The organism is Stenotrophomonas sp., from assembly GCF_036662295.1.
Lineage (GTDB): Bacteria > Pseudomonadota > Gammaproteobacteria > Xanthomonadales > Xanthomonadaceae > Stenotrophomonas.
The window spans coordinates 1-10,236 of the sequence record NZ_JAVWXA010000130.1 but is presented as its reverse complement, the minus strand read 5'-3'; the positions used below and the strand labels follow the sequence as shown (position 1 = coordinate 10,236).

Here is a 10,236-nt window from a genome sequence, read left to right as displayed (position 1 = left end):
CACTACCGCTCCGGCAACGGCGCGTATTCGGCCGGCACCCAGGCGAACGCGTCGCCCTCGCGCCGCACGTGGCCCAGCCCGGGGAACGGCAGGTGCGCGCCGGCTACCCACCACCCCGCGTCCGCGGCCTGCGCCATCATCCGGCGCCGGCTGGCGATCGCGGCCGTGCGGTCACTGTCCGCTTCGAAGGACGCCTGCGGCTGGGCGAACTGCACCGCGTGGAAATGCACCAGGTCGCCCCAGACCAGCAGGTGCTGGTCGTGGCCGGCATCGAACTGGTAGGACACATGCCCCACCGTGTGCCCATGGCTGTCCAGCGCGGTGACGCCGGCCGGCAGCGCATCGCCGGGCGCGAAGCGCTTGAGCCGGCCGCGGGCTTCATACGGTGCCACCGCCTGGCGCGCCAGGGCGAAGGCGAAGCGCACCGCTTGCGGGGCGCCCGCTTCGCTGGCCGGGTCCAGCCAGTAGGCGGCGTCGGCGGCCGACAGCCACACGCTGGCATTGGGGTAGGCCAACGCGCCCTGCGCATCCAGCAGCCCACACAGGTGATCGGGATGGGCGTGGGTGATCAGCACCTCATCCACCTGCGCCGGATCGACGCCGGCCCTGCGCAGGTTGACCAGCACCTGGCCCAGCCCGGGGCCGAAACACTGCGCGGTGCCGGTGTCGACCAGGGTGAGGTGATGGCCGCGCTGCACCAGGTAGGCATTGACCGCGGTCTGCAGGCCCTTGGCGTCCTCGGGAACATAGCGATGGTCGAGCAGGCGGGTGACCGCACCGGCATCGATGCCGACCAGGGCCTGGCGGCCCAGCGCCACCGTGCCATCGAACAGGGCCGTGACCTGCAGTGTGCCGATCTGCTGGCGATAGACGCCGGGCACCTGCTCGCGCGGGGTGTCCGGGGTGGTGGCCGAGGCGGGCGCGATCGCGCTAGCCAGCAGGAGCGCGGCGGCGAGCGTGCGCAGGTGGGGCAGGGACATGGCAGGTTCCGGACAGGGCGGCAGCGCCGCGGTAGGCCCATGCTGCGCGCGCGCGGCCGCGCGGTGCGCTCAGAATGCCGCGCGATCCGCTCGCGCCCCCGCGCTCAGCTGTTGCCGATCGCGGCCGGTTCCAGCCCATATCGCGCGGCGAAGCGCTTGTTGAAACTCGCCAGCGAGCGATAGCCCACCCGTGCGGCGACCGTCTTCAAGGGCAGGCGCGTGGTGTAGAGCAGGGTCATCGCATGCGCCAGCCGCGCATCGGCGATCAGGCCGCGCACGCTGGCCTGCTCGCTGGCCAGGCGGCGGCGCAGCGTGGCCCCGCTCAGGCCCAGCTGCTGTTCGAAGTCGCGCGATTGCCAGTCGCGTTCGGGCTGGGCGGCGATCAGGTCGCGGATGCGTTCGCCCAGGCTCGGCTCAGGTGGCACCAGCAGGCTGCCATGGCCGCCCCGGCAGAACGCCACCACCAGCGCGGCCAGGGCCAGCCGTGCCTCGGTGTAATGCGCATGTTCCAGCGCATGGCGCCATTGCCGCAGGGTGTCCCCGTGTGCCGCCAGGGACAGCTTGCCCAGTGCGTCGCCGGCTTCGGGCAATGGTTCGTTCCACAGCACGCGCGCAGCGGCCAGCGCCTCGGCGCACAACGGCACGATCGCGCTGAGGTAGAGGCCGCTGTGCGGATCGGGGATGTTGACCACGTCGATGCGGCAGCGCCGGGTGATCAAGAACAGATCGCCCGGCACGAAGGTGAGCGACTGCTGCGCGCACGTCACCTGCTTGCGCCCCTGCAGCAGGATCGCCACCTGCGGCTGGGCGATATCCACCGAGGAGGCACCATGCTCGCGGCGCGCGGTGATGCAGGCGTAACCATCGGCGCGCTCGCACTCGGCCAGGCTTGCCATCTCGGCCAACAGGGAATCGGATGCCACCGACATCTCCATCACAGGGCCGTATCGAACAACTGGCCGATCAGCGCCGCCGCCGCCATCGCCAACGCGCCCCAGAACATCACGCGCAGCGCGCCGCGCAGGGGCGGTGCACCGCCGGCGCGCGCGGCCATCGCACCGGTCAGGCCCAACCCGGCCAAGGTGACGGCGGTGGTGGCCTGGGCCACATGGGCGTGCGGGGCGAGCACGGCGGTCAGCACCGGCAACGCGGCGCCGCAGACGAAGGCACCGGCCGAGGCCATGGCCGCCTGCAGCGGGCGGGCGCGCAGTTCCTCGGTGATGCCCAGCTCGTCGCGGGCATGCGCGGCCAGCGCGTCGTGCGCGGTCAGCTGTACCGCCACCTGCCGGGCCAGCTCGGGGGTGAGGCCGCGGTGGCGGTAGATCGCCGCCAGTTCTTCCAGCTCGCTGTGCGGGTCTTCGTGCAGCTCGCGCTTCTCCACCGCCAGGTCGGCCACCTCGGTATCGGCCTGCGACTGCACCGAGACATACTCGCCGGCGGCCATCGACATCGCGCCGGCCACGGTGCCGGCGATGCCGGTGGCCAGCACGGTGCCCGCGCTGGCGCCACTGGCGGCGATGCCCACCAGCAGCCCGGCCACCGACACGATGCCATCGTTGGCCCCCAGCACGGCGGCGCGCAGCCAGCCCGCGCGATCGGAACGGTGCACTTCAGGATGTCGGGATCGGCTCATGGCGATAGTCTAGGGTGTTGGCGCTGAGGTTCGGCAGACGCCAGCGCTGCCGCGGTCGTGGCGGGGCAGCGTCAAGTGGTAGCCAGTGGGATGCTGAAAACCGTCACGGTGACACGACGGCGGGGGACGCCACGATATAGTGCGCCCTTGCGATGCCGGGGCGTGGACCCCACATCCCCGCCCTGACCAGAATCCTGCGAGCCTCCCCTTGTCGAGCCCCAGCCACGTCGCCGAGACGCCGATCACCGACCGAAATGAACTGGTCGCCACGCTGGCCTCCGGCGAAAAGCCCAAGGCGCAGTGGCGCATCGGCACCGAGCACGAGAAGTTCGGCTTCCGCCTGGACGACCTGCGCCCGCCCACCTTCGAGGGCGAGCGCGGGATCGAGGCGCTGCTCACCGGCCTGACCCGCTTCGGCTGGGCACCGGTGCAGGAAGGCGGCCACACCATCGCGCTGCTGCGCGACAACGCCTCGGTGACACTGGAGCCGGCCGGCCAGCTGGAGCTGTCCGGTGCGGCGCTGGAGACCATCCACCAGACCTGCGTGGAAACCGGCACCCACCTCAACGAGGTGGCGCAGGTGGCCGGCGAGCTGCAGCTGGGCTTCCTGGGCATGGGCTTCCAGCCCAAATGGGCGCGCGAAGAAATGCCGTGGATGCCCAAGGGCCGCTACAAGATCATGCGCGAGTACATGCCCAAGGTGGGCACGCTCGGGCTGGACATGATGACCCGCACCTGCACGGTGCAGGTCAACCTGGATTACGCCACCGAAGCGGACATGGTGAAGAAGTTCCGGGTGTCGCTGGCGCTGCAGCCGATCGCCACCGCGCTGTTTGCCGATTCGCCGTTCACCGAAGGCAAGCCCAACGGCTACCAGAGCTACCGTTCGCACATCTGGACGGACACCGACAACGACCGTACCGGCATGCTCGACTTCGTGTTCGAGGAGGGCTTCGGCTACGAGCGTTACGTGGACTACCTGCTCGACGTGCCGATGTACTTCTCCTACCGCGATGGCACCTACCACGATGCCAGCGGGCAGAGCTTCCGCGATTTCATGGTGGGCAAGTTGCCGGCGCTCCCGGGCCAGCTGCCGACGCTGCGCGACTGGTCGGACCACATGACCACGGCGTTCCCCGAGGTGCGGCTGAAGAAGTACCTGGAAATGCGCGGTGCCGACGCGGGTCCGTGGAGCCGGCTGTGTGCGTTGCCGGCATTCTGGGTGGGGCTGCTGTATGACGATGCCGCGCTGGATGCGGCCTGGGACCTGGTGCGCGACTTCAGCCTGGTCGAGCGCAACGTGCTGCGCGATGGGGTGCCGCGGCACGGGTTGAAGCTGCCGTTCCGCAACGGCACGGTGCTGGACCTGGCGCGCGAGGCGCTGAAGATCGCGGTGGCCGGCCTGCAGCGTCGCGCGGCGCGCAACGCCGATGGCCAGGACGAAAGCAAGTTCCTGGAGGTGCTGCAGGAGATCGTCGATTCCGGGCTGACCCCGGCCGATCGCAAGCTGGCGCTGTTCCATGGCGAGTGGGGCGGCAACATCGATCCGGTGTTCAAGGCGTTCGCTTACTGAGCCGGAGAAAGCGGTCGTCGGTGGGTCGGGCGCTGGCCGCCCATCCCCTTTCCGGCAAATGTCCCCCGACGTCGGCCTGCGGCCGCATCCTCCTCCTTTATTTTGCCTCCAAGGGCATGGGCGCCCAGCGCCCGACACACCGACCAGCGCCTACCGGCCGCTACGGGGCCCTCACGCGCGCCTGGACTGCCTGGCCACACGCGGACAGCGGACAAAAAAAACCCCGGCATTGCCGGGGTTTTTTCATGCGCCTGCAGAAAACTCAGCCAGCCGTTTCCAGCGTGCCCATGTCGATCACGAAGCGGTAGCGCACATCGTTGCGCGCCATGCGCTCCCAGGCTTCATTGATGGTGTTGGCCGAAATCACTTCCACGTCGCTGACGATGTTGTGCTCGGCACAGAAGTCCATCATTTCCTGCGTCTCGGCCATGCCGCCGATCGCCGAACCGGTGATGTGCTTGCGCCCGAACATCATCGCCGCCCCCATCAGCGGCGGGTCCAGCTCGGTCAGCACGCCCACCAGGCACATCGTGGCATCGCGCTTGAGCAGGCCCATGTACGGGTTGGTGTCGTGGCTGACCGGGATGGTGTTGAGCAGGAAGTCGAAGCTGCCCGCATGGGCCTGCATCTGCGCCGGATCGCGCGAGACCAGCACTTCATCAGCGCCCAGGCGCTTGGCATCGGCCCCCTTTTCCGGCGTGGTGGTGATCATCACCACGGTGGCGCCCATCGCCTTGGCGAACTTCACGCCCATGTGGCCCAGGCCACCCAGGCCGATCACCCCGACCTTCTGGCCCGGCCCCACCTTCCAGTGGCGCAGCGGCGAATAGGTGGTGATGCCCGCGCACAGCAGCGGCGCGGCGGCCTTCAGGTCCAGCTTCTCGGAGACCTTCACCACGAAGCGCTGCTCCACCACGATGTGGTCCGAGTAACCGCCGAAGGTGGGCGCGCCGCCCTCGCGCTCGGTGCTGTTGTAGGTGAAGGTGGCGCCCTTCTCGCAGTACTGCTCCAGCGACTCGTCGCAGGCCGCGCAATGGCGGCATGAATCCACCATGCAGCCGACACCGGCGAAGTCACCCACCTTGAACGCGGTGACGCCCGCGCCGACCTCGGTCACCCGGCCGATGATCTCGTGGCCGGGCACCATCGGGAACTTGGAGTTGCCCCAGTCGTCGCGGGCCTGGTGCAAATCGGAGTGGCAGATGCCGCTGTACAGGATCTGGATGCGGACATCGCCAGCGGCGACCGGGCGGCGCTCGAAGGAGAACGGCACCAGCGGGGCGGTCTGGTCGTGGACGGCATAACCATGGGCGAGGGACATGAGGAATCCTTGGCGGGTTTTGTAGAAAGGCGCTTTACAATACGCCGGCCCCCCGTGGGTATACAGTCAATATATCGGCATGATTCATCAAGGCAGACTGCACAATCGTGGCCACCGACAACCTCACCCACCTGGCCGCCTTCGCCGCGGTCGCCCGCCATCGCAGTTTCCGCCGCGCCGGTGCCGAGCTGGCCTTGTCCACCTCGGCGGTGAGCTATGCGATCCGCGCGCTGGAAGAGCGGCTGGGGGTGGGCCTGTTCCACCGCACCACCCGCAGCGTGGCCCTGACCGAGGCAGGGCAGCGGCTGCTGGAGCGCTTGCAGCCGGCCCTGCACCAGGTGCATGACGCGCTGGAGGAAATGAACCACTTCCGCGCCGCCCCGGCCGGCCTGCTGCGCATCAACGCCACCCGCGCGGCCGTGCAGACCCAGCTGGGCCCGCGCCTGGCGCGCTTCCTGACCGCCCATCCGGACGTGCGCATCGAGCTGGCCCAGGACGACGGGCTGGTGGACATCGTGGCCAGGGGATTCGACGCGGGCGTGCGCCTGCACGAATCGGTGCCCGAGGACATGGTCGCCGTGCCGCTCGGGCCGCCGCTGCGCGGCCTGATCGTCGGCGCCCCGGCGTACCTGCACGATCGCGAGCCTCCGCGGCATCCGCACGACCTGGCCCGGCACGAGTGCGTGCGTTTCCGCTTCGCCAGCGGCCACCTGTACAAGTGGGAGTTCGAACGCGATGGGCAGACGCTGGAAGTGGACGTGCCCGGGCGGCTCACCCTGGGCGACCAGCACACCATCCTGCAGGCGGTGATCGACGGCCTCGGCCTGGCCTATGTGCTGGAAGATTCGGCGCGTCCGTATCTCGATGACGGTCGCCTGGTGGCGGTGCTGGAAGACTGGAGCGAACCGTTCCCCGGCTTCGTGCTGTATTACCCGCGGCAGCGGCAGATGTCCTCGGCGCTGCGCGCGTTCGTGGACATGGTGCGCGCCACGACCGCCTGACGCGGCGTCCATCGGCGGGCGGGGGTGCCATCGCGCGCGTGGATGCGGCAAGGTAGATGGGTTTTCAGACCCACGGATGCCGATGCACACCCTTGCCGAGATTGAACGCACGATTGGCCAGACATTCCCGCCGCTGTTCCACCAGCTTGATGCGGCCGACCAGTTGAGCTGGGGCGCCCCGCACCCGCAATGGTCCAGCGTGCACTTCCCCCGCCTGCAGGCGGCGCCGCCGGTGCTGCTGTATGCGCAGGAGTACGAGCCGTTGCCGCGCGAGCAACTGCACCCGGCGTGGGAGGCGTTGACCGCCGAGGACCATTACAACCCGTTGCGCGAAGACCTGCACCTGCTGCCGTTCGCACAGACCGGCGCAGGCGATCACTACTGCTTCTGGACCAACGCACCGGGCATGGCCGAAGCGCCGGTGGTGCTGGTCTGGCATGACGACGACCGCGCCGACGTGCTGGCCGCCAACTTGCAGGACTTCCTGTTCCGCAAGATGGTGGAAGCGGTAGTGGCGTTTGATCCGTCCTACTCGTTGCTGTCGTCGGCGGCACTGGCCGCAGAGCTGCAGGCCTGGCTGGGCACGCACCGCCAATGGTTGCGTGCCGACCAGATAGCGGCGCTGGAGGCGCTGTTTGCGCGCACCGACGATATCGCCAACGCGCGCATCGACGAGGCGGAGGCGCAGGCGATCGTGCAGGCCATCATCGGTTTCGAGCGCCTGGACGCGTCATTCGCCTATGTGCGGGACTGAGGGGTGAGCACGCCCGGCCCGGCGCCGCTGGCCGAGGCCGACTTCCGCCACCTCGCCGACCACCTGCTGGCACTCGATGCCGGCCGCGCCCCGCCGCCCCTGCCGCTGGCGCTGCGCGACCACCCGGTCGCCACCCTGGCCGCCTGCGGCCAACTCGACCAGGCCGTGCGCGCCCTGATGGGGGATGTCCCCAACCCCTGGCGCGGCCTCATGTGGCGGTGACCAACACGTTGGCCCCCAACGACGCGCCGAACGACAGGGGGGGTAGAGCCACCCCATGGGTGGCTACACCAAAACCCCCTCAGCTCGCGACCGGATAATCCACGTACCCCGCCTCGCCACCGCCGTAATACGTCGCCCGATCCGGCACCGCCAGCGCTACGTCGTTCTCCAGCCGCGCCACCAGGTCCGGGTTGGCGATGAACGGCTGCCCGAACGCGGCCAGGTCGATGATGCCCTCGTCCACCAGGCGCAGCGCCCGCTCGCGGGTGAGGCTGCCGGCCAGGATCACCGTGCCGCCGTAGGCCTGCTTGAAGGCCTTCAGGAACGCTTCGCTCAGCGCGGAGACGCCCCGGGCATGGTTGTCGTTGAGGTGCACATAGGCCAGCTTGCGCGCGCCCAGCTCGCGCGCCAGGTACAGGTAGGCCGCCTCGTTGCCGGGGTACTCGGGCATGTCGAACTGCACGTTGTTGGGCGCCAGCCGCACGCCCACGCGCTGCGCGCCGATCCGCGCAACCATCGCATCCACCGTGTCCAGCAGCAGCCGCGCGCGGTTCTCCAGCGTGCCGCCGTAACGGTCGCTGCGGTCATTGGTGACCGGGTTGAGGAACTGCTCGAACAGGTACCCGTTGGCGCCATGCAGCTCCACCCCATCGAACCCGGCCGCCATCGCGTTGTGGGCCGCGTTCTCGAAATCGGCCACGATCCCGGGCACTTCCGCGGTGTCCAGCGCGCGCGGCGGCGTCGGCTCGGCCTGGCCGCGGCTGCCGTCGGCGCGGTAGACGAAGGCCATGCTGCGCGGGTCGCTGGCCACCGGCCGGGTGCCGGCGCTGACCGGCTGGCCACCGTCGGGCTGCAGCGAGGCGTGCGACATCCGGCCCACGTGCCAGAGCTGGGCGAAGATCGCACCGCCCTCGGCGTGCACCGCGGCGGTCACCGGCGCCCAGCCCGCCACCTGTTCGGCCGACCACATCCCCGGCACGTCGATGTAGCCCTGGCCCTGCGCCGACACCGGCGTGCCTTCGCTGATGATCAGCCCGGCGCTCGCGCGCTGGCGATAGTAGTGGGCGGTGAGCGCATTGGCCACGCAGCCGGGGTTGCGCGCGCGGGTCATCGGCGCCATCGCGATGCGGTTGGCCAGCGCGGTGCCGGCCAGGTCGTAGGGTTGGAAGAGCAGGGCAGTCATCGGGAAACTCGGGGGAGGAAATGCGCCAGCGGCGCGACCCGTTCACGATAAGGTTGACGTCAGGGTGCATAAAGACCTTCAATTTCCCTTCAAGCGGGAAATCGTGTCCCCAATGGAGAACGGCCATGCTGCCGGTGGAATCCCTGAACGGCCTGGTCACCTTCGTCACCACCGCGCGCGCGTCGACCTTTACCGAAGCGGCCGAAACCCTGGGGCTGTCGCGCTCGGCCGTGGGCAAGGCGATCGCGCGGCTGGAACAGCGGCTGGGCGTTCGCCTGTTCCACCGCACCACCCGGCGCATCGCGCTGACCGCCGACGGCCAGGCGTACTACGCCTCGTGCGCGGCGGCGCTGGAGGAAATCGCCTCGGCCGAGGCCTGCCTGGGCTCGGCCTCGCACCTGCCGGCCGGGCGCCTGCGGATCGACATGCCGTCCTCGTTCGGGCGCCAGGTGATGCTGCCGGTGCTGCTGCGGATCTGCCAGCAGCACCCCGAACTGCAGCTCACGCTCACCTTCACCGACCACTTCGTGGACCCGGCCGAGGAAGGCATCGACCTGCTGATCCGTTTCGGCGGGCTGGACCAGGCCCAGCACCTGGTGGCCCGGCCCCTGGGGCGCCAGCGGCTGATCACCTGCGCCGCGCCGTCCTATCTGCAGGCGCACGGCACCCCGGCCACGGTGGAGGCGCTCAAGACCCACCGCAGCATCGTCGGCTTCCGCCATGGCCAGCCGGTGGCGTGGCGGATCGGCCCGGAAGCCGAGCACGCGCCGTTCATCCCCAGCGGCACCCACCAGTTGAGCGATGGCGATGCGGTGATCGAGGCGGCCATCGCCGGGCTTGGCATCTGCCAGATGCCGGCGTTCCTGGTGCGCCGACACCTGGCGTCCGGCGCGCTGCGCGTGGTGCTGCCCCAGTGCGTGCCGCAGTTCGTGGAGATCCACGCCTTGTGGCCGCAGACCCGCCACCTGCGGCCGAAGGTGCGCCACGTGGTGGACGAGCTGACGCGGCTGGCCGAGGCCGGCGCATTCGACTGAAAAACAGCACCCGGCCAGTGCCTGTGTATACTATCCCCCAGTATAGTTTCTCGGCCGCGCCTGCCATGCCGCATTCCCCCGAAGAAAAAAAGAAGGTCCTGGCCCGCGTGCGCCGCATCCGCGGCCAGTGCGATGCCCTCGATCGCGCGCTGGAAGGCGGCGCCGACTGCGCGCCGGTGCTGCAGCAGATCGCCGCGATCCGGGGCGCGGTCAACGGGTTGATGTCCGAGGTGATGGAAGCCCACCTGCGCGAGGAGTTCGGCCAGCCGGCGCAGTCCGACGAACAACGCGCCGAACGCGTGCGCGACATGAGCGCGTTGATCCGTTCCTACCTGAAATAAGCGCGTGCGCCGCCGCGCGCGCTTCTGTCCTGTCCCTTGTCCTGGAGTATTCCCGATGAAATCCCGTGCTGCCGTTGCCTTCGCCGCTGGCGAACCACTGAAGATCGTCGAGATCGACGTCGCCCCGCCGCAGAAGGGGGAAGTGCTGGTCAAGATCACCCACACCGGTGTCTGCCACACCGACGCGTTCACCC

At 69.5% G+C, this 10,236-nt stretch carries 11 protein-coding genes and 1 pseudogene; 7 read left to right on the top strand and 5 right to left on the bottom strand.

Features of this window, described 5'->3' with window-relative positions; all coding sequences use genetic code 11:
* Window positions 1–2 precede the first annotated feature (2 nt).
* From RSA25_RS17565 to RSA25_RS17555, 3 genes are all read right to left on the bottom strand, one after another.
* Entirely contained in the window at window positions 3–980 is a 978-nt protein-coding gene (locus tag RSA25_RS17565) for an MBL fold metallo-hydrolase (RefSeq protein ID WP_332810120.1), read from the bottom strand.
* Window positions 981–1,084: 104 nt separating this feature from the next.
* Entirely contained in the window at window positions 1,085–1,909 is an 825-nt protein-coding gene (locus RSA25_RS17560; RefSeq protein WP_332810119.1) for an AraC family transcriptional regulator, read from the bottom strand.
* Between the two features lie 5 nt (window positions 1,910–1,914).
* The gene (locus RSA25_RS17555) at window positions 1,915–2,613 is read right to left on the bottom strand and encodes a VIT family protein (protein ID WP_332810118.1); all 699 of its coding nucleotides are present in this window, start codon (window positions 2,611–2,613) and stop codon (window positions 1,915–1,917) included.
* Between the two features lie 208 nt (window positions 2,614–2,821).
* Between RSA25_RS17555 and RSA25_RS17550 the strand changes: the two genes are divergently transcribed.
* Window positions 2,822–4,186 (top strand): glutamate--cysteine ligase, encoded by a 1,365-nt coding sequence (locus RSA25_RS17550; protein ID WP_332810117.1) that lies wholly within the window; start codon window positions 2,822–2,824, stop codon window positions 4,184–4,186.
* 262 nt (window positions 4,187–4,448) lie between these two features.
* Here RSA25_RS17550 and RSA25_RS17545 read toward each other — a convergent pair whose 3' ends face one another.
* On the bottom strand, window positions 4,449–5,507 hold the full coding sequence (locus RSA25_RS17545) for an NAD(P)-dependent alcohol dehydrogenase (RefSeq protein ID WP_332810116.1): 1,059 nt from the start codon (window positions 5,505–5,507) through the stop codon (window positions 4,449–4,451).
* Between the two features lie 107 nt (window positions 5,508–5,614).
* On the opposite strand from RSA25_RS17545, the gene RSA25_RS17540 reads away from it, so the two are divergent.
* The 3 genes from RSA25_RS17540 to RSA25_RS17530 all read left to right on the top strand — a co-directional run bounded on the left by RSA25_RS17540 (window position 5,615) and on the right by RSA25_RS17530 (window position 7,484).
* Entirely contained in the window at window positions 5,615–6,508 is an 894-nt protein-coding gene (locus RSA25_RS17540) for a LysR family transcriptional regulator (protein ID WP_332810115.1), read from the top strand.
* Window positions 6,509–6,590: 82 nt separating this feature from the next.
* The gene (locus RSA25_RS17535; RefSeq protein WP_332810114.1) at window positions 6,591–7,262 is read left to right on the top strand and encodes an SMI1/KNR4 family protein; all 672 of its coding nucleotides are present in this window, start codon (window positions 6,591–6,593) and stop codon (window positions 7,260–7,262) included.
* Between the two features lie 3 nt (window positions 7,263–7,265).
* Window positions 7,266–7,484, top strand: a complete 219-nt coding sequence (locus RSA25_RS17530; RefSeq protein WP_332810113.1) for a hypothetical protein — start codon at window positions 7,266–7,268, stop codon at window positions 7,482–7,484.
* 79 nt (window positions 7,485–7,563) lie between these two features.
* Here the strand turns inward: RSA25_RS17530 and RSA25_RS17525 are convergent, their stop codons facing one another.
* Window positions 7,564–8,667 carry an alkene reductase gene (locus RSA25_RS17525; RefSeq protein WP_332810112.1) on the bottom strand — a complete coding sequence of 368 codons (1,104 nt, stop codon included), beginning with the start codon at window positions 8,665–8,667 and terminating at the stop codon, window positions 7,564–7,566.
* Between the two features lie 125 nt (window positions 8,668–8,792).
* On the opposite strand from RSA25_RS17525, the gene RSA25_RS17520 reads away from it, so the two are divergent.
* From RSA25_RS17520 to RSA25_RS17510, 3 genes and pseudogenes are all read left to right on the top strand, one after another.
* Window positions 8,793–9,701 carry a LysR substrate-binding domain-containing protein gene (locus RSA25_RS17520; protein WP_332810111.1) on the top strand — a complete coding sequence of 303 codons (909 nt, stop codon included), beginning with the start codon at window positions 8,793–8,795 and terminating at the stop codon, window positions 9,699–9,701.
* Between the two features lie 65 nt (window positions 9,702–9,766).
* Complete coding sequence (frmR, locus tag RSA25_RS17515) at window positions 9,767–10,042, top strand: formaldehyde-responsive transcriptional repressor FrmR (protein ID WP_332810110.1); 276 nt, start codon at window positions 9,767–9,769, stop codon at window positions 10,040–10,042.
* A gap of 55 nt (window positions 10,043–10,097) precedes the next feature.
* A pseudogene (locus RSA25_RS17510) lies at window positions 10,098–10,236 on the top strand (S-(hydroxymethyl)glutathione dehydrogenase); the annotation flags it as partial.